Origin of the sequence: Methanocalculus natronophilus (assembly GCF_038751955.1) — an archaeon.
Lineage (GTDB): Archaea > Halobacteriota > Methanomicrobia > Methanomicrobiales > Methanocorpusculaceae > Methanocalculus > Methanocalculus natronophilus.
The window spans coordinates 168,772-188,187 of the sequence record NZ_JBCEXH010000004.1 but is presented as its reverse complement, the minus strand read 5'-3'; the positions used below and the strand labels follow the sequence as shown (position 1 = coordinate 188,187).

Sequence of the window (19,416 nt, the reverse complement as noted above, 5' to 3'; positions counted from 1 at the left end):
CATTTAATGGAAAATTTGGGTTTTATCTGGCCGATGATCACGGCTGTATCCATACTTTCCAAGTGGAGCCTTGGTGCCATGAAGAACAAGGCTCGTCCAGTCCATGTTGATGTTTGTATGACCAAATTCATACCTCTCAAATAGGATGTCCTGGATGTCGGAGATGATTTCTTCCCGGTTGGCACCAAGAATTTCGAGGACACGGTAGAGTGTTCGTTCGCTGAATTCAGGAAGGTTGAATTCGTCGAGCACTTCAGGCCGGTAGATCCATTCGTGAGACCGCTTTATGCTGAAGTTATCCGTCATTTTGTAGCTGACAAGGGCTTGAAGCAAATTGTTGATATCGATACCCCTCGTCTTGTGTTTCCCGAAAACAGGGGAGAGATTCAGGGTTTCATACAGCCTTTTAACGAGGTAAAGGGTACCGATAGGAAAGGATATATTCTCATTCGGTTCAAGTTCATTGGTTCTTAGTTTTGTTTGCATTTTCGTCGATACAAACATCACTAAGAACACTTTTATTTCTTGTTAATGGCAAAGTTGGGTTATTAAGCGGTTTAAAAAATACAAAGAGTGTAAAAATATCCGACTGGGTGGTGAAGGGAAACTCAAATGGGGACCACCATATTATGCATATCTTGCAATGAAAATAAAATAAACAATTAAGAATGAATGCATTTATTATAGTGAAGTAATCCCGTGGAGTGTTGCACGCAAAAATAATGGATTTGCCATTATATCAAAAATATAAATTAAATTACAATATATAATTATAATGGAAGATTTTGTAGCAGATTGTTCTCATTCTTTTTTAAATGAGATGCTTAAAGAGATATCTGGAATAATTCATCCATTTTATTCAGACAAGTCTGTGTAATATCAGCTATGGATTCGAAGTATAAAATAATTGGATGATCTTTAGTATATTCCTTAAGTGGAGAGTAATCCTTATCTGGATAGCGGGTTTTGCTTTCATGCAGTTGAGTTACAATCGCAAAATAAAGGAGAGGATTGATAATAACCATATCTTTGGTAACAGCGAGTAGAATATTTTTAATTCTTTCATCATCAAATATATTATTTGTCTTATTATCAATAATTTCCTTAGCTTTAGGATTATTTTTTAAAACGGACATGACCTCTTCTATTGCCCTAGAACGAATTGACTCTCTAGTTTTTGGATCGAATTCTGGAGATTTGAAATAATCCTCACATTCCTGAATTTTTTGCTCATCATTTTGATAACGTTCTATTCTTGTTTGCAGTTCTTCAGAGGTTGGGTTGGGATAAGATTCCGTAATTTTATCAATCTCTTTTTGAGCCCAGTGGAGATCATTATCAAAATGTGTTAAAAACGTAGAACCTTCAGGCGATTCTTTATTTATAGATGATGGATAATATTTTCTGATAGCGTTTACTTGACGTATCAAAGGACTGATTATTATGCGACGGAATTCATTGAGAGTGATTTTTAATACTTTATGACCTTTATGACCTACACCATCATTTCTCATACTCCTTGCCTTCTCAGGAGTTATTGTACCAATGTAATAACCATATGCTTTCCAACCTTTTTCTATACCTTGTTGGAGAGAAAAAACCGCTTGTGGAAAAAAAGAGTGTTCAAATAAAACAATTGAAGCTTTTATGTCCTGTTGAGCTACAGCAAGTGTATCCTTTGCCAATTTCATATCAGGATTTAAATTATTATTAATCCCCAAGTTCATTAATAATCACCTTCTGATATAATCATACCTAAAAAACCCCATTCTATAAAAAATTACTTATACGTCTCTGTACTCTACATACCCATCCGCTCAACGTAACCATTCAGATACATCGATTCTGCAAGGAGAGGGTTTCCCGGCACTGAACCATGGACCTGCCGGAGTTTCTTTATCGCCAGGGATGACGGGAGCCTATCAATTACTCACACCCCCCAGATACCGCACATCCCCAACCCCATCCCTCCCAAAAAACCCCGATAGGGGGAAAAAGATCTCTTGTACTAGTACTGCTCACAACAATAACACGATAACACCCGGATCAAAAAATCACTCACACCCCGCCGCTCTTTCTGATATACCCATGAAACAAACAGAAGAGACAGAATCGGAAAGAATGAGTGGACGGGGTTCTTTCCGGAACTTAGAGTGGAACCTCTTTTTGTACACGCTGGTGAGTAACAATAATAACACGATAGAGCCTGTTGTCCGGCAATTCCAACCCCCCTTTCATCCTTTTATCCGGCGACGATAACAATCGCTGGCGAACCGATCCCTTCCCCTCTCGCACAAGAATATTTCATACAACCTTAACGCAGTTCCGGGAAAAGTTCAGGGACAAGTTCAGGGAAAAGCTCCTGGTGCAGGAGGGACTCTAAGAGTTTTTTGGCGAATCTGTTGAGAGAGGGAATATCTGGAATCTTATGGCTTAAATGGTCGTGTTGGGGTGAGGCAACAATCCGGAATTTCCGTATAGTTGGCTTCCTCTGAAGGTTTACTGTGAGAAACGGGTACCTGCGGTCCAATCAACACATCGATCATTCCAATCTTAAGTTGCCATTTCGTGTACCCGGTACACATTTTTGCAACCAATTATGTGGGAGATGTACACATTTATCCAACTTAAGAACTGAAGGGATGTAGTTTTCATAGAACTCCACCAGAGGACATCCAAAGATCCAACCTACCTTGTAATACCTGCCTTGTAATACCTGAAGCAGATCGATAGTTTAGGTTCTGAGTCTCATCGAGCCGGTTTTGGGTAATTATAAATCCACTCAGGATTATTCTAGAACAGGCAGTATCAAAGTTCAGGACAGGCTGTATTAAAGTTCAGAAAAGGCTGTATAAAAGCGATTTTGACAAATTGATTCAGGAAGCAGAAATAAAAGCCCCTGATAATGAATCCTAAAACAATCACACGAAGAGGAGAAGATGATTCAGGAGTACCTCCGATGACCCACCCCCAGCACAACATCATCCTTATCGGCATGCCGGGTGCCGGGAAGAGCACCGTCGGCGTCGTCCTTGCAAAGACGCTTGGCATGCAGTTTATTGACTGCGATATCCTGATACAGCAGCAGAGCGGCAGGATGCTCCAGGAGATCCTTGACGAGGACGGCCCCGATGCATTCCGCCAGATCGAGGAGGAAGTGATCCTCTCACTCAGCCCCCGCCACTCGGTGATCGCAACCGGCGGAAGCGTCATCTGGAGCAGGGCCGCAATGGAGCACCTGAAATCTCTTGGAGTTGTTGTGTACCTGGAGATCTCCTGTTCCGAGATGGAAAAGAGGATCAAAAACATCACAACACGGGGTATCGTCCTCCTTCCGGACCAGACCCTCCGCGAGATGTACGAGAGCCGGGTACCCCTCTATGAGCAGTATGCCGACATCACGATCGCATCTTCAGAAAAGGATGTGGAGTCTGTTGTCAGGGAACTGCATGCGATTTCATAAAAACGAACATGGTTCATGGGGGAGAAAGAGACAGAGAATGCCTCCCTGCAAGAACCCGGAGCCAGCCATCACTTTTCAGAAATCAATTCAACTTATTTTATATAGGAGAAGGGTTTTTCTACAATCATGCGAATCAAGGCATTACTCTTTGCAATCATCCTGATGATTGCGATGCTCGCTTTCGCGGGCTGCGTCTCCGATCACCCTGTTCACACCGAAGAAAATACCGGCGAAACCCTATTCCAGAAGGGCCTTGCCGAATACGAAGCCGGAAACTACCAGGCCGCAGAAGCAGCATTTGAAGGATCAGCGGCCTGGTATTTCGCTCATGGCCACACGGATCCCGGGATTGAATCCAGAAACTGGATGTTTCGGTCAACGAGAACCTATGGCGAATTTTCACTGGGTGAAGCTGCCGCACGGGATGCCCTGAAAGCGGCAGTGCCCGATATCACCGAAGAAGAGATCAACAGCTGGCTCGCAGACGAAGCCCAGAAACTTGTCTCCGACGGTGAGACCCTGTATTTCTATAATACCGCAAGGAACTACCTCTATGCCCATCCGGAACTCCTGCAGAAGCAAAAGCTGGCATTCTCCTTTGAATTTATGTCCCGGTATGCACTGGCTGAAGATGTCCGGACAGGCAGTCTGAAGGCAGAGGATCTCCCCTACAGGAACCCGATACACTACGAGGGGACGATGCATCTTGAGATTGCAAAAGAAAACCTTCCCGAAGGAGGCACCCTGAAGATCTGGTACCCCCACCCCATCGAGACCGATATCCAGCGTGATGTCTCGGTTACGAACATGGCATATCCTGAGTATATCGTGAAGGGCCCGGATGTCCATCACGAGATCGGGATCATCTACTACGAGATTCCTGTCGATGCCATCGACGGCGATCTGGTCCTCACCGCTGATATCGCGTTCACCTCTTATGAGGGAATCTTCATTGTCGACCCCGAAAAAGTCGGCGAATATGACACAACCGATCCCGAGTATATCCTCTACACGAGGTCAGAGCGGAACATCGAGGTAAACGACGCGATCCGGAATAAAGCGCGTGAGATCGTCGGAAGCGAAACAAACCCCCACACGCAGGCACAGATGATCTATGAGCATATCATCACAACATACCCCTACAGCCTCGTCCCGCATGTATCGCTGGATTCAAAGACCCCGAAAGTCGCCGAGTCCACCCATATGTTCACAACAGGCCGTGGCGACTGCGGCACCCAGAGCATGCTCTTCTCGGCATTCTGCCGATCACTTGGCATCCCCGCCCGTGCCACCGGCGGGTTCCAGATGCTCCTTCAGGACACTCCAAGCCCCCATTTCTGGGCTGAGTACTATCTCCCCGGATATGGATGGGTACCGGTTGATCCGACCGTCGCCGACGGCGGCGACTGGTTCGATATCCCCGAAGATGACAGGGCAGCCTTCAAGAGATACTATGGAACCAATATCGACCCAACCCGGCTTGTGATCCAGAAGAATGTCGATGCAACAGTGATCCCCGATTATCCCGAGGGCGCCGTGATCTTCAGAGTCGTCCGGCAGTTTCCGGCGATTATAAGCGACACCTCCATGGAAGATATGGAGTTATTCGCAATGGAGAGCTTCAGAATCGAACTTGAGAAGAAAAACTAAATCTCAATTTTTTGACTCTTCTCCAAAATTCTGATCACTCGTGTTTTTCCTGAATTCTTCGGAACGTGGGAAAAGATCCCGATGCAGCAACCAAAATAATCAGGAGTGACTAAAAGCAGTTGCGGCGCGGGTATCGGGGGGCGGGGTCAGCGAAAGAGGCAGGCTGGCAGAGGTGATAAGCCCTTGCTCATCAGAGCAACCTGAAAGGCGATTCTGAAAGAATCGGGGCATATCTCCTCTGAAAGCCCAAAGGGAGCATTCCCGCCCCTCCCGCGCCAGCATCTGCGGCAACCCGGCTCAAACTCCCTTGCGAAGCATTTGCGGACGGGAACGCGGGCGGTGGGGGCTTCTGACACGCAAATACCAGAGCCCCCTATCCAACATAACTCCATGCCTGTCTCTGACTCTTCTACCACCAAGAAGCCTAAAAAGAAGAAGAACCTTATTTAACAAAAGCATTCCCACCATCTAATCCCCGCATTCCTCGCGCTCAAGCTCCTGGAGAAACATACGAAGAAACGCATGCCTCTCTTCGGCTATCTCACGGGCAGCCTCCGTATACATCCTATCCTTCAGCTTCAGCAACTTCTCATGGAAATGAGCAACCGCCCCTGAAATCCCGGTGCCCTCCTCCCCTGCCTGCATGAAAGTCCGGGCAATGCCTGCTGCACCCATCGCATCCAGCTTGTCGGCATCCGAGAGGATCTTCGCTTCACGCGTCTCCGGCAGAACCCCAGAACGAAAACGGTGGGAACGGATCGCATGCGTGATTGCAGCAACCTGATCACCGGGGTACCCGGCAGATGTGAGATATGCTGCCGCCATCTCTGATCCCTGCTCTTCATGGGGGATGCCCGTCTCCTCCTCAAGGGGCCGGGCGATATCATGGAAGAGGGCGGCAGGGATGAGTACCGACATATCCGCACCCTCGCGCAATCCGATTCTTTTGCAGAGACGGGTGACACGGGCGGTATGATCGAACCCGTGGGAGCCCGATTCCTTGAGAAACGCCCTGACATGCCGTTGTATCAGATCAATTCCATCATCTGTTTCCATACCCGGACTCACGGCAGATACCCATCCATATACTCTAAAAACCGCTCAACAGTCTCAGTTGAGTACGGTCCCTCCTCGTATGCAGTCATGAGGGTAACCTCTTCCAGAACGGTATAAGCCGTCACCAGGAACCCATATGGCCAGCAGACACAGGGGATGAACCAGACATCGCGCAGGTCAGGCGAAGAGCCGTCACGCCCCGGAACAGGAAGATAGGCATCGCAGTCGATCACACCAAGGTTTGCAAAGACCGGGTTCTTCTGGCCGGATTCCTGGTACCGTTTGATCATCCCGTCAAAGAAGCCTTCAACTGAATCCATCCCGCCTGCCATAATCTCTTCATAAAAATGAATGCAGCCGGGCCCCAGCCCGCCTTCCTTTCGCCTGCGTGTGAAGGCTACAACCGTTGGAAGAATATCCTCAAGCGTTGCACCCTCGTCGACACTGAGTGTCAGTTCAAATGCAACCGAGAGATTCGCAGGCGGGGTATCGCCGTCACCCGGCAGAAACTTCCGCATATCTGCTGACGTCAGAATCCCGCGGGGTGCTCCGCGGTCAGCAGGATCATCCCTGATCGCAAGAAACGCGAGGAAGAAGGCACCAAGCAGCAGATCATTGACTGTAGCATCAAACCTCTTCCCAAACGCCTTGATCCTGCTGAGGCGATCACCCCTGAGTCTTCTGTATGCAGCCTTTGGAACACCCCGGCCGGCACTCACCACGGGAAACCGCCACCTGTCGATGAAGGGTTCTTCTTCCGCAATAGCAGCTCTTTTCTCCTCTTCAGTATAGAGGGAGAGCAGACGAGCAGTTGTCCGGTCATAGAGGCCCGTTTCCGGATGGACATACCCGGTATCGTTACATACACCACGATATGCGGCAAAAACCTCCTTTCCAAGCACAAATGCACCATTCGCATCACAGAACCCGTGATGGCAGGTGACAACAACGCAGTCAGAATCCGGTTTTCTGTAGAGAGCAACCCGGATCTGTGGGCCGTTCCGGACATCAAGCGGATCGGGCACAACAGCAGGCGGGAAATCTGTTTCTGCTGCATCGAGAAGAACAAACGCCGCATCCCACAGAGTCTGCTGCGTCTCCTCCCAGACCGGCACACCGTCGACCACTATGAAACGGGTGCCAAGATAGGGGTTGGCAGCAATCACCTGCATGGTCGCATCCCGTAGTTTTCCCTCATCAAGATGGCCGGAAAACGTGAATACGACATGAACTGTTGGATCGTATATCCGTTCAAAAAAGACATTAAAGAGATCAAAAGCAGGTACTGGATGGCGGGCCGGGTTGGAGGTCATTGGTGTATGATTTTAATCCCGAGACATTAATGCTTTTATTATTCTCTCTGACGGAAAACCACCTCTCAGAATTCCCGGATACAGCCCAAAAACCAGGGCAAGGCCAGAATAACAGATGATAGAGCCTGTCCTATATCCCTGCTGCAATCTCCTGAGCCCATTCTTCTGCGTACAACAGAATCCTGGTTATGCATCCGTGAGTCTGGTTGTCCTGTCTGCATACTCATCCTTCATCTTGATGAAGAGCCAGCGGCCTTCAGATGGCTTCCCCGTCCGGATGAGAGCCCAGCCGCCTTTCATCCTGGTACCTGAAAAGAATACCTCAACCTTCCCTTCAGCAAGGGATCTCTCTATATCCGTTCCATCTTTCTCCAGCCTGAGGTTTTCGAAGGTGCCGCGATCCCAGATCAGCACCGTACCGGCACCATACTCACCTTCCGGGATCACCCCTTCAAACGCGGCATACTCAAGGCGGTGATCCGCTGTCTCCATGGCAAGCCGTTTCACCGCCGGGTCTGCGGATGGGCCTTTTGGAAGAACCCAGGAGCGGAGGGTTCCCTGAACCTCAAGCCGGAGATCGTAATGAAGGTTCTGTGCATCATGCTTCTGGATAACAAACAATGGTGAATCTGTCATAGAGCCCTCTGTACAGTCTTTGTATGCATATAAAAGATAGTTCCAAAGCCTTCTTGAGGAGGCCAATGCAATCTGAAGACAGATTGTGATGCACCAGAAAGAGAGAAGACAAAACGATCCCGCAATCAAAGAAGCAATCCAGAACCAGGCCCTCCTACTCGGTGCGGATTGCGTGGGGTTTGTCCCGGCACGGGACCTCATCAACTGCCCCTCGGCAGTAGCAGACGGCTACCAGGGATCAGAGAGGGAGCATGGATCCTATATCATCCTCGGCCTCTCCCATGACCGATCAGATCCGGAACTGGATTTATGGGAAGAAGACCGTGGCACCCCGGGAGATCAGCACCTTGCAGCCATTGGAAAAGCGCTGTCTGCGTGGCTTGAAGAGACATATGGCATCAGTGCGTCAGTAATCCCCTACCAGCTCTTCCATGGCGGAATCTATCTCAAAGATGCCGCCTGCATGGCCGGCCTTGGCATCATGGGACGAAGCAACCTGGTGCTGGTCAAAGGTTTCGATGCGCAGATCAGGTTCCGGGCAGTCTGGATAAACCTCGATACAACAACCACCAGCCCACTTCAGCCAGACACCCCCTGCACCGGATGTCCGGGCCATTGTATTGATTCCTGCCCGATGAACGCCCTTGAAGAAGGGATATACAGCCGGGAAAAGTGCTTCAAGCGGATGAATTCAGATAAAGCATCAGGCTGCGGGTTAATTGAACACTGCCGTGCATGCGAGCTCTCCTGTCCGGGATGGGATGCCATGGAAACCTGACGTCTGCTCCCGGAAAAAAGAGAGAGCCAGGAGAGACCATACCTAGCTCCGGAGTTCCAGAAGCTTTGCCATCACCTCGTCAACATGACCTTTTACCTTCACTTTTCGCCAGATATGAGCAATTTTTCCTTCAGGATCAAGTAAGAACGTGCTCCGGAGAATACCCATCGACTCTCTCCCATACATCTTCTTCAAAACCCAGACACCATAGGCATCACTCACCATGTGATCAGGATCCGAGAGCAGGGTTACCGCGAGGCTCTGTTTTTCAGCAAACCGTTTATGGCTTTTTGGAGAATCAGGGCTGATCCCAAGAACCACTGCATTTGCATCAGTAAATGCATCCAGCTCTTCAGTAAAGGATCGTGCCTCAAGCGTACAGCCTGATGTGTTGTCCCTTGGGTAGAAATAGACGACCACAAACCTCCCTCTGTGTTCGGAGAGGCAGACCATCTGTTCATCTGCATCAGGGAGGCAGAAATCCGGCGCAGGCATCCCTACAACGAGTTCAGTCATGGCTAATCCTCACAGGATAACAAAATAAGCATACCGAAGAGACACACTGCCTGCAGGACATGTATTTCATCAATACCCAACCAACAGGTACAGCACGATGAGTCAATCACCTGAGTTTGTATGGAAACAATGCCTGATCATCCGGGACGACCTCAAGATGAGCTGCGGCAAGAAATGCGCCCAGCTTGCTCATGCCGCAGTCGGCGCCTCTGAGAAAGCCACTGCAGCCTCAAAGCGTGCATGGATGGATGAAGGGCAGAAGAAGGTCGCACTGAAGGCAACCGGTGAGCGGGCGCTCTTTGAACTGAAGGTTATCGCTGAGGCAAACAGCATTCCCACATCCATCATCCAGGATGCAGGCCTCACCGAGATCCCCCCTGGAACCGTCACTGCCCTTGGCCTTGGGCCAGCAAAAAGCGAGATCCTTGACCGCATCACCGCAGAATTAAAACTCCTATGAAGCCAAGCACCCACCCCCTGGAACACGAGCTGCAGATGCGGTACTATGGAGACGACCATCCCGGCATCGGAGGAAAGCTGAGGACCATCCCTGAAGACTTCGTCGTGGACGAGATTCCAAAGCCATTCACCGGGAGCGGGCCGTACCTGATCTGCAAAGTAACCCGCCGCTCCTGGGAGCACCAGCATGCCATCCACGAGATAGCAAAGAGGCTTGGGATCAGCAGGAAGCGGATAGGATGGGCTGGCACAAAGGACAGAAACGCCATTGCAACTCATTACATCTCACTCTACAAAGTCGATGCTGATGCAATACGCAGGCTCTCGCTGAAGGATATGACAATCGAGGTTGCCGGCTCCCACCAGTTTGGACTCTCACTTGGGGATCTTTTGGGCAACCAGTTTACGATCACCATCCGTGACTGTGAGAAGGAGATGATGCAATCCATTCCGGAGATTGCAGAGACCGTGAGATCCGGCATCCCGAACTATTACGGTGTTCAGAGGTTCGGCGCCCAGAAACCGATCACCCATCGTATCGGCAAAGCGATCCTCCTGGGCGACTACCAGGATGCGGTCATGACCTATATCGGGGAGGCGTTTCCAAATGAGGACGCATTTGTCAGGGATGCGCGTGCTGCATTCCGGGAGACCGGAGATGCAAAAGAGGCACTCCATGCGCTCCCGGTGCGGCTTGGATTCGAGCGTGCCATGCTGGACCACCTCACAAAAAACACCGGTGATTACCAGGGAGCACTCACACAACTCCCCAAAACGCTTGGCTCAATGTTTGTCTCAGCCTGGCAGTCCTATATCTTCAATGCAGCCCTCAGCGACCGCTTTGATCGCGGATTTGCACCAGGTGAGCCCGAGCCCGGTGACAGACTCATCTTTGGAAACAAACGATCAGACATCGCAACCGAACAGAACCTCCCGACAGCTCGCCAGCATATCAGACGGCAGCGGGCAGAAGTAGCTGCGTTCTTACCCGGCGGAACAGGGATTCAAAATCCCGGGCCGATGGAGACCTATATGATCAGCCTATCCCGGGAGCACGGTATCACCGAAGATTCCTTCAAACGCGCATCACAATTCCTGAAAACTGCTTTTGACGGAGCTCTCAGGTCAATTTCCCTGAATACGGATATTCATTCAGTACTTGAGGAGAATACGGTCATCCTTACATTTACACTTCCCCCCGGCCAGTATGCGACATCGGTATGCCGCGAGTTCATGAAAGGGGACCCATTATCCCTGGTCTGAAGAACGAGCCCTGGTTTTACCCAACAGGCAGCCATTCATCTTCCGGAAAAACCCTCATCCGGTTTTTTTTAAAAAAAAAAGGTCTGGTTCACCGCGCCCGGGCCATTGCCCGCGCGCCGGCTATCGCATCCTGGAGGTTTCCGATCTCATCGACAAGCCCAAGGGCAATCGCATCTTCCCCGCGGATCAGGCGCCCATCTTCAATAGACTCGCGTGTGATATTCCGCTGGCTGCTGATATCATCAAACAACCGGTCGAAGCTGGCATCAACAAGTTCCTGGGCAACAGCCTCCTCATCCGGCGAGATGGTGCGGTAGGGGTGGGTCATATCCTTCATATCACCGGACTTGACCACATCCACTTCAATTCCTTCAAGGTCAAACTGCCTGCTCAGATCATAGAAGACCCACATAACCCCGATGCCGCCCGTCATCGTATCCGGGCTTGAATAAATGCGGTCGGCATAGGCGGCGATATAGTATGCTGCCGAGGGTGCAGCATCTCCCATTGAGACGACAACCGGTTTCTTCTCCTTTGCATAGGTGATATCACGGATAATCTCCTGTGCTGCTGCAGGGGTGCCGCCGGGAGAGTCTATCCTGAGGACAATTGCACGTGTCAGGGGATCGTCAGCTGCCTTTCGGATCTCTGCACCGACATATTCGCTCCCGATATGGCTGGCTGATTTTCCAGGACCAGTAACCATGAGTCCTTCGACCCGAACCACAGAAACATCACTTAGAGAGAGAGGATCTGCAAGGCTCAGGAAGCCCAGAATGGCGAATATGCCAATGACGAGAAAGAACAAACCAAGAAAAACAAGCTTGAGTTTTTTCCTCCTCCTGACTTTCTGAATCTCCCGTTCTATCACATTCATACTATCGCCGGATAGAGTACATCGTACTCCGTTACAAGGTTTGTGCCACAGAGATAATGATTCCTGAGATCAAGCCTGATCATCTCATCCTCACTCTCGATATGCATACCGCCAACAAGTGATGGCGTATCATCCCCTCCGACAATGAAGGGAAGGTGGATGAGCCGGATCTCATCAACAAGCCGGTGATGGAGCATATGCCAGTTCAGGGTCGGTCCCCCCTCGACCATCATCTTTCTTACACCATACTGGTCAGAGAGAACTGAGAGAAGAGAGGGGAGATCGATCTGATCTGATCCCGCAACAACCACGTCAGCGCCAGTTGCGCGGATTGCCTGCACATTTTCAGCCGGAGCTGCGTCAGAGACCGCAATAACGGTCTTTGCATCTGATTTAAAGATATTTGAGGAGAGAGGGAGATCTCCCCTGCTGTTTGGGATAACCCGGAGAGGACTCTTCCCCGGGACTTTCCGGACAGTGAGAAAGGAATTGTCGATACGGATGGTCTGCGACCCGACCATGATGGCGTCGCATGCGGCCCGTGTCCTGTGGAGGAGGAGTTCGGTCTCCTCAGCCATATATTTCATCAGGATCTTGCTTGACGCATCCTTTTTGAGTGTAAGTTTCCCGTCTGCTGTAATCTCTGACATCATGAGTACGTGGGGTTTTTCTGGATGCTGCCTCATACTGATCCTCAGCATTGATATATCTCGTTGAATGCCTTAAGAATATAGGATCATTTCAACCAGCCATCAAAACCGTGAAGAGACCATGAATATCACCGCACTCCGGCCACGCTGTATCAGGTATCTCGAACCTCTCGCAAATCTCTGCGTACGGCTGGGCCTCACTCCCAACCAGATAACAATCCTCTCGTTACTCTTTGGTATAGCATGCGCCGCCGCATTTGCATACCGGGAATTTCTGCTTGGATCACTGCTCCTCTTCATCTCTGCGGTGCTCGATCTTGTTGACGGGAGTGTCGCGCGGAAGACCGACAGGAACAGTTGTTTCGGCGCGGTTCTCGACTGGATTATCGATAAGTACATTGATGTACTCGCACTCCTCGGGGTTGGCCTCTCAGGAGTTGCCATCATCTCAGAAATAGCTCCAGTCCCCCCGATTGCAGATTTTGGAATTGTCGCTGTTGCCATCATCGGCTCAATGATGAACACCTTCATCAAGCCGGTTGTCTATGCGGAAGTCGGGTTCTCAGACCGGGTCTGCGGAAAAATTGATGACCCACTGGAAGGAGTCGGGTTCTTTGGCAGGCCCGAAACCCTCCTTGTCTTAATTCTCGGGGGCGTGACAGGATTCATCTGGGTATCCATCATCATCATCGCGCTCTGCACAAATCTCTCTGCTATCCAGCGGATCATCTACCTCTCAAAACGGCTTGCCTGAACCCGGCCACAAGCTCTCTGCTATCATGAATATACCTGGAAATCAGCTGCTCTGCCATCACCCCGAGATCGGGGATGAGTCGGAAGAGCGCATAAGCCATTCCAATGAGAAGTGCAAGGGCCAGTAGTTCAGAGACGACATTGTGTGCCCAGAAGAAACTCTCATAGCCATAGGCTCCCCGTCCCACAAGCTCAGGAAGCCAGGGGTACCACTGGCCGGTATATGCCATGATGACATAGGCGTTCCTGAAGAGATTGAGAATATAGATGGTTGGTGCTATCAGGAGAAAGGCGAGGACCTTCTGCCGGAGAGTCGTCGGCACCATATTTGCAACCGCAAGCATGATGGCGATGCTGGCAATTCCCGTGCACCCAAGGACAATCTCAACCCGGAATCCGAGATCACTGCCGGGTATTGACCCTGCCATGAAGGTATTCCATGAGTACAGGGTGACTGGATACTTGAGAAGCGACAGGACAAAATATGTCTGGTCGACAACGACTGCTATCAGCCAGTTTCGAAGTGGATCAATGAACCCAAACGGTGCATAGATGAGAAATGAAAACGCCGCTGCTTTTGTAAGTGAGCCGATAGCCTGATCTTCTGCCAGCAGACGCCGCGCTGTCAGGTAGACAAAGGGAACCGAAAGGATGCCGATTGTCGGATAGAGGAAGTTGTTAATCTCGAGAAAACCTGGCAGCTCAAGTAAGAGAAGCAGGGATATGGACGCCCAGCCGATGATGCCTGCATACCATCGGTACCTGTTTGGTATCAGAAAAAGAAGAAAACCAATACAGGATAGAAAGACCAGGTACTCATTCATTCAGGATAGATTGGTCGTCTGATAAGAAAAAACCAGGGGAACGTACCAGTACCATCGCCAGATGCGGCATTCTTTAAACGTCTCAGGCATAATAGTACAGTCATGCGTTTTTGCCCAGAATGTAAGAGCCTCATGATCGCGCGCTCCGGACGGATGCACTGCCGCCGGTGTGACTATTCTGAAGAGATCACTGATTCGGAATCATTTCAGGTGACAAAGGAACGAACCGAGAAGGAGATCGTCATTGTTGATGATGAGAACAAGATCGCGACGCTCCCGACCTGTGCGATGAGATGTCCGGAATGCGGGCATAACACAGCATACTGGTGGCTTCGGCAGCTGCGCTCTGCTGACGAGAGTGAGGTCAGGTTCTTCCGGTGTGTTGCCTGTGAACACACCTGGCGGGAATACGATTAGGCCGTTTTACAACTCACATGGAGAGCTGCTTCAGCCATCAGACACAGAAGCACCCCTCTTATATTTTTCTCTTTTTCCAGCAGAAGACCATACCATGTTTTTATATCATGCCGGTGAACCGGATACGGTAATCTACATCATTAATCATGTCAATTTCGGAGGCAATATATGACCGAGAAACAGGTGAAGCTGAGTACAAAAACATACATGCCCGATCCCATCTTCTGTAAAGATGCGTTTGTCAAAGATGCTGACCATGTCTACCAGGGTTATCTCACTGATCCGGATGGATTCTGGGCTCGGATAAGCAATGAACTCGAATGGTTCCAGCCGTTTGATACCGTAAAAGACTGGCAGCACCCCTTTGCCCGCTGGTTTGTCAACGGAAAGACCAATATCTCCTTCAACTGCCTTGACAGGCATATCGGGAGCCACCGGAGGAACAAAGTCGCACTCTTCTGGCAGGGCGACGACGGAACAACAAAAAGCTATACCTACTGGCAGCTTCTCCGTGAGGTAGAGCGGTTTGCAAACGGACTGAAGAGCCTTGGCGTTGCAAAAGGCGATACCGTCTGCATCTACATGCCAAATGTCCCCGAGCAGGTTATCGCGATGCTTGCGTGTGCACGGATTGGAGCAGTCCATTCAGTTGTCTTTGCAGGATTTGGATCAGACGCACTCCATGCACGCATAACCGGGGCAGGAGCAAAAGTTGTCATTACTGCTGATGCCAGTATCAGGCGTGGAAAGACGATCCCGCTGAAGCCTATCCTTGAAGAGGCGCTTATCAATGCAACAACAGTCGACCATGTCGTTGTCTACCGGTCACAGAGCCCAAAGATCAACCTCATCCCCGATTTTGAGTGGGACTTTTACGAACTGATGGAGAGGAGTGTAAAAACATGTGCACCCGAGTCTATGGATGCCGAAGATCCGCTCTTCATCCTCTATACCTCCGGAACCACCGGGCAGCCCAAGGGCATTGTCCATACAACAGGAGGCTACATGGTCGGGACCTACTACACAAGCAAGTATGTCCTGGACATCAGGGACTCTGATGTCTTCTGGTGTACAGCCGATCCCGGATGGATCACCGGCCACTCCTATATCGTCTATGGGCCGCTTCTGATGGGCGCGACCATCTTTATCACCGAAGGAACGCCAGACTACCCGGATCCGGGCATCTGGTGGAAATATATCGAAAAATTCGGCGTCTCAATCCTCTACACCGCCCCAACAGCGATCCGGATGTTCATGAGGTTTGGAGAAGAGTATCCGAATCAATATGACCTCTCCACGCTGCGTCTGCTCGGATCGGTAGGTGAACCGCTGAATCCTGAGGCATTCGAATGGTATTACCATACGATTGGGAAAGGCAGACTCCCGATTATCGACACCTGGTGGCAGACCGAGACTGGCATGCACATGATCACCACTATGATCGGGGAGCCGATGAAGCCGGGATTTGCCGGGAAACCAATACCCGGTGTTCTTGTCGACATCGTCGATAAGGAGGGCAATCCCGTTCCTCCGGGCGTCTCCGGCCAGCTGATCATCAAGGAGCCCTGGCCATCAATGGCGCGTATGGTTCACCAGAATGAAGAGAGATACCGTCAGTACTGGAGCGGGCCTGGCAACAGCTTCCAGGCAAGCGATCTTGCGGTCAGGGATGACGAAGGGTACATCATGATCCTTGGGCGCTCAGACGACCTGATCATCGTCTCAGGCCATAACATCGGCACTGCCGAGGTGGAGAGCGCACTCGTCGCTCACAAGGCCGTTGCGGAGGCAGCAGTCGTTGGTATTCCTGATGAGATGAAAGGCAACCGGATCCTGGCATTTGTGCTCCTGCGGGAGGGGATCGTCGAGACGCCAAAACTCAAACAGGATCTCGCCTACCATGTCAGGATCACCCTCGGCCCGATTGCGGTTCCCTCCGAGATCAGGGTTGCCGACTCTCTGCCAAAGACACGAAGCGGCAAAATCATGAGGAGAGTCCTCAGGGCACAGGAACTCGGAGAAGATCCAGGGGATCTCTCGACCATCGAAGAATGATACAGAGAACCCGGATGCCAGCAATCAGGGCAGGCAGGGTAATGGGCGGGATATCTCTTCCGCCAAAGTTTTTATATACTGAATAGTGGTATTTATAAACATGACATTCAATCCCGAGGATTCTCTCAAGATTGAAAATATCGTTGCATCGGCAAAAGTTACCGATTTTCTCGATCTTCCATCACTTGCTGCTGAGATAAAGGGTGCTGAATATAATAAGAAGCGGTTTCCTGGCGTCGTCCTGAGGATGCAGAACCCAAAGATCGCTGCTCTTGTTTTTGGTTCAGGGAAAGTTGTGCTCACCGGCGCAAAGAGCATCGACAGCCTGAACCAGGGACTGGAGATACTCGGGGGGCTGCTCAGGGATCTGAAGATAGACATCCCTGAGAAACTCACCTATAAAATTCAGAACATCGTCACCTCAGCCGATCTGGGAACTCCGATTAACCTCAACAAAATTGCTGTTGGCTTCAATCTTGACAGAATCGAGTATGAACCCGAACAGTTCCCCGGACTGGTATACCGGCTCGAAGAGCCAAAGGTTGTTGTCCTCCTCTTTGGATCAGGCAAACTGATCATAACAGGCGGAAAGCAGCCCGAAGATGCAAAGGGAGCTGTTCAGAGAATCTTAAATGATCTCTCAAATCTCGGGATGATATAATAATTCACCTCTCTTTTTCCCTCACATTCTCTGACACCGTATAGGCTGAAGGAATGGGAGGGCTTTTATAATATCAAATATTAATAATGATACATATCAGGAGCATCACTATGGAAACAGGAGCATTCGGTACACTGACACCAAAGCAGGAGGAAATCGTAACTCTGCTCAATGGTGTCGGGATGAAGAGAAATGTAGCTAAAGTGCTTGTCTATCTTTCTGAACTCCCGGAGGCAACGTCACGTGAGATTGAACGTGCAACTGATCTTCGCCAGCCTGAAGTGAGTATCGCGATGCGGGAACTCAAAGAACAGGAATGGGTCAACTGCCGTGAGAGCAAGACAGAAAATAAGGGACGGCCGGTGAAGATCTACTCGATTTCTCTTGGCTTAAATGATATCACCAATATCCTTGAGCAGAAGAAGCGCCAGGAAGCAGAAACCCAGATATCCATGATCAACCGGATGCGCGAGTGCATCGAATCATAAAAAATTATTTTCCACCAATAATAACCCTTGTTTTTCCGGTATACCGGGTAAAGAGACCGGATTCGAGAAGGCCGGGTATGACTGCAAGACGCAGCTCAAGATCGTCAGGCGAAGCGAGAGCCCCAAACTGGCAGTCCATGATCAGGTGTCCGTTATCCGAGACGACAGGGCCGTCCTTGCCGGAGCCTGAGCGTACGGCCGCCTGAGCGCCGAGATCAGTTATCTGCCGAACCACAGACCCTTGTGCAAAGGAAAGAACTTCGATTGGCACCTGCCCATGGAGTTTTTTCACACATTTTGATTCATCAATGATGACCACAAACTGGTCTGCCGCATCCGCCACACACTTTTCACGAAGAAGGGCAGCACCCCGGCCTTTGATCATCCTCTTCCCGGGATCGACCTGATCTGCACCATCTATTGCGAGATCAAGAACCGGGTGCTCATCGAGCGTGGTGAGTGGAATCCCCAGCCCGACAGCCCGGTATGCTGCTTCATATGATGTCGGCACGCCGGCAATCCGGAGATCCTCATCACACATCCTTGAAGCTATGCTCTCCATCGCATAGAGGACGGTTGAGCCGGTTCCAAGACCGATAACCATCCCGTCCCTGACCAGATCAGCTGCCCGGTACCCTGCATCCTTTTTTGCTTCATCCATGGGATCACATATGCTGAAAGAGACTATCTATATTGTTGTCAGCAGAACTGCTTCCGCAATCCCTCAAATGCAGCCGGGGCAGTGCAGTCAAGTGTGATCGGTGTGAGCGATATCCGCCCCTGCCTGACCGCATGGACATCTGTTCCCTCCTCGGCATCCTCGACAAGAGGGCCGTCAATCCAGTAATATGGCCGCCCACGCGGATCGAAACGCTCCTCAACACCGGTATGGAAGAGTGTATGGGCAAGCCGGGTCACCTCATAGCCACCTTTGATCTCGGCAGGGATATTGACATTCAGGACATCGGTATGCTCAGGGAACCCCTTCTCAAAGATCGTGGAGCAGACATCCTTTACGACATCCCCAATAGAGTCGTCATGCATCATATCCGACCTTGGATCATCGAACTTCATCCCCTGGTCATTCACCTGGAGAGAGAATGCCACAGCACGAGGTCCCTGGTTTGCAGCTTCAAGTGCGGCACCGACAGTGCCTGAGGTCATAATAGATTCAAAGCTGAGATTTTCTCCGATATTAATCCCTGAAACAACGAGGTCAGGATTGAGCCTGAGGGCATAGAGCCCGATGATGACCGCATCAGTTGGTTTCCCATCAACAGCATAGGCCGGGAATCCGTTGATAATGACCTTATGCAGCCGGATCGGCTCGAAGATGGAGATTGATCGTCCAACCGCGCTCTGTTGCGTTGCCGGGGCAACCACGGTCACCTCGGCAATCTCGGACAGAGCAGCATATGCAGCCCAGAGCCCTCCTGAAGAGACACCATCGTCGTTTGTCAGCAGGACAGTTGGTTTCATATATATAATTCAACCTCCGGCTAAGAAATACCCTCGTATCGGCAAAGCCTCATCTGACTATGGGATCAATATACCCTG

Annotated in this window: 21 protein-coding genes; 10 read left to right on the top strand and 11 right to left on the bottom strand. The window is 50.4% G+C overall.

What is annotated here, in order from left to right:
- Positions 1-3: 3 nt before the first annotated feature.
- Both ABCO64_RS06475 and ABCO64_RS06470 read right to left on the bottom strand, forming a co-directional pair.
- Positions 4-486: a hypothetical protein gene (locus ABCO64_RS06475; protein ID WP_343089291.1), complete on the bottom strand. Its 483-nt coding sequence runs from the start codon at positions 484-486 to the stop codon at positions 4-6.
- Between the two features lie 338 nt (positions 487-824).
- Positions 825-1,727, bottom strand: a complete 903-nt coding sequence (locus ABCO64_RS06470) for a HEPN domain-containing protein (RefSeq protein WP_253458797.1) — start codon at positions 1,725-1,727, stop codon at positions 825-827.
- Between the two features lie 1,178 nt (positions 1,728-2,905).
- On the opposite strand from ABCO64_RS06470, the gene ABCO64_RS06465 reads away from it, so the two are divergent.
- Positions 2,906-3,463 carry a shikimate kinase gene (locus tag ABCO64_RS06465; protein WP_253458799.1) on the top strand — a complete coding sequence of 186 codons (558 nt, stop codon included), beginning with the start codon at positions 2,906-2,908 and terminating at the stop codon, positions 3,461-3,463.
- A 126-nt stretch (positions 3,464-3,589) separates the two neighbouring features.
- Positions 3,590-5,113, top strand: coding sequence for a transglutaminase domain-containing protein (locus tag ABCO64_RS06460; protein WP_343089290.1), 1,524 nt, complete (start codon positions 3,590-3,592; stop codon positions 5,111-5,113).
- Positions 5,114-5,581: 468 nt separating this feature from the next.
- Here ABCO64_RS06460 and ABCO64_RS06455 read toward each other — a convergent pair whose 3' ends face one another.
- The 3 genes from ABCO64_RS06455 to ABCO64_RS06445 all read right to left on the bottom strand — a co-directional run bounded on the left by ABCO64_RS06455 (position 5,582) and on the right by ABCO64_RS06445 (position 8,118).
- Positions 5,582-6,169, bottom strand: coding sequence for an HD domain-containing protein (locus tag ABCO64_RS06455; protein WP_253458803.1), 588 nt, complete (start codon positions 6,167-6,169; stop codon positions 5,582-5,584).
- Between the two features lie 8 nt (positions 6,170-6,177).
- Entirely contained in the window at positions 6,178-7,482 is a 1,305-nt protein-coding gene (locus tag ABCO64_RS06450) for a condensation protein (protein ID WP_253458806.1), read from the bottom strand.
- Between the two features lie 186 nt (positions 7,483-7,668).
- On the bottom strand, positions 7,669-8,118 hold the full coding sequence (locus ABCO64_RS06445; protein ID WP_253458808.1) for a DNA polymerase ligase N-terminal domain-containing protein: 450 nt from the start codon (positions 8,116-8,118) through the stop codon (positions 7,669-7,671).
- A gap of 88 nt (positions 8,119-8,206) precedes the next feature.
- Between ABCO64_RS06445 and ABCO64_RS06440 the strand changes: the two genes are divergently transcribed.
- Complete coding sequence (locus tag ABCO64_RS06440) at positions 8,207-8,896, top strand: hypothetical protein (protein WP_253458811.1); 690 nt, start codon at positions 8,207-8,209, stop codon at positions 8,894-8,896.
- Between the two features lie 42 nt (positions 8,897-8,938).
- On the opposite strand, the gene bcp is transcribed toward ABCO64_RS06440, so the two are convergent.
- Complete coding sequence (gene bcp / locus ABCO64_RS06435) at positions 8,939-9,412, bottom strand: thioredoxin-dependent thiol peroxidase (RefSeq protein WP_253458813.1); 474 nt, start codon at positions 9,410-9,412, stop codon at positions 8,939-8,941.
- Between the two features lie 97 nt (positions 9,413-9,509).
- Here bcp and pth2 point away from each other — a divergent pair, with 97 nt between their 5' ends.
- Both pth2 and truD read left to right on the top strand, forming a co-directional pair.
- On the top strand, positions 9,510-9,872 hold the full coding sequence (pth2, locus tag ABCO64_RS06430) for a peptidyl-tRNA hydrolase Pth2 (protein ID WP_253458815.1): 363 nt from the start codon (positions 9,510-9,512) through the stop codon (positions 9,870-9,872).
- Entirely contained in the window at positions 9,869-11,134 is a 1,266-nt protein-coding gene (truD, locus tag ABCO64_RS06425) for a tRNA pseudouridine(13) synthase TruD (protein WP_253458818.1), read from the top strand. Before pth2 ends, truD begins: the two co-directional genes overlap by 4 nt.
- 88 nt (positions 11,135-11,222) lie before the next feature.
- On the opposite strand, the gene sppA is transcribed toward truD, so the two are convergent.
- Both sppA and ABCO64_RS06415 read right to left on the bottom strand, forming a co-directional pair.
- The gene (sppA, locus tag ABCO64_RS06420) at positions 11,223-12,011 is read right to left on the bottom strand and encodes a signal peptide peptidase SppA (RefSeq protein WP_253458819.1); all 789 of its coding nucleotides are present in this window, start codon (positions 12,009-12,011) and stop codon (positions 11,223-11,225) included.
- A complete protein-coding gene (locus ABCO64_RS06415; RefSeq protein ID WP_253458821.1) occupies positions 12,008-12,697 on the bottom strand; it encodes a dihydrofolate reductase family protein in 690 nt (229 codons plus the stop codon). Before ABCO64_RS06415 ends, sppA begins: the two co-directional genes overlap by 4 nt.
- An 85-nt stretch (positions 12,698-12,782) precedes the next feature.
- Here ABCO64_RS06415 and ABCO64_RS06410 point away from each other — a divergent pair, with 85 nt between their 5' ends.
- Positions 12,783-13,415, top strand: coding sequence for a CDP-alcohol phosphatidyltransferase family protein (locus tag ABCO64_RS06410; protein WP_253458823.1), 633 nt, complete (start codon positions 12,783-12,785; stop codon positions 13,413-13,415).
- Here ABCO64_RS06410 and artA read toward each other — a convergent pair.
- Positions 13,387-14,238, bottom strand: coding sequence for an archaeosortase A (artA, locus tag ABCO64_RS06405; protein WP_253458826.1), 852 nt, complete (start codon positions 14,236-14,238; stop codon positions 13,387-13,389). The two genes, ABCO64_RS06410 and artA, sit on opposite strands and share 29 nt — an antisense overlap.
- 102 nt (positions 14,239-14,340) lie before the next feature.
- Between artA and ABCO64_RS06400 the strand changes: the two genes are divergently transcribed.
- The 4 genes from ABCO64_RS06400 to mreA all read left to right on the top strand — a co-directional run bounded on the left by ABCO64_RS06400 (position 14,341) and on the right by mreA (position 17,859).
- Entirely contained in the window at positions 14,341-14,655 is a 315-nt protein-coding gene (locus tag ABCO64_RS06400) for a transcription factor S (protein WP_253458829.1), read from the top strand.
- Between the two features lie 168 nt (positions 14,656-14,823).
- Complete coding sequence (gene acs, locus ABCO64_RS06395; RefSeq protein WP_253458832.1) at positions 14,824-16,710, top strand: acetate--CoA ligase; 1,887 nt, start codon at positions 14,824-14,826, stop codon at positions 16,708-16,710.
- 100 nt (positions 16,711-16,810) lie between these two features.
- A complete protein-coding gene (locus ABCO64_RS06390; protein WP_253458836.1) occupies positions 16,811-17,371 on the top strand; it encodes a TATA-box-binding protein in 561 nt (186 codons plus the stop codon).
- A 110-nt stretch (positions 17,372-17,481) separates the two neighbouring features.
- Positions 17,482-17,859: an MreA family transcriptional regulator gene (mreA, locus tag ABCO64_RS06385; RefSeq protein WP_253458839.1), complete on the top strand. Its 378-nt coding sequence runs from the start codon at positions 17,482-17,484 to the stop codon at positions 17,857-17,859.
- A 4-nt stretch (positions 17,860-17,863) separates the two neighbouring features.
- On the opposite strand, the gene rpiA is transcribed toward mreA, so the two are convergent.
- Positions 17,864-18,520, bottom strand: a complete 657-nt coding sequence (gene rpiA, locus ABCO64_RS06380) for a ribose-5-phosphate isomerase RpiA (protein ID WP_253458842.1) — start codon at positions 18,518-18,520, stop codon at positions 17,864-17,866.
- A gap of 38 nt (positions 18,521-18,558) precedes the next feature.
- Positions 18,559-19,338, bottom strand: coding sequence for a 5'/3'-nucleotidase SurE (gene surE, locus ABCO64_RS06375; RefSeq protein WP_343089289.1), 780 nt, complete (start codon positions 19,336-19,338; stop codon positions 18,559-18,561).
- Positions 19,339-19,416: the final 78 nt, after the last annotated feature.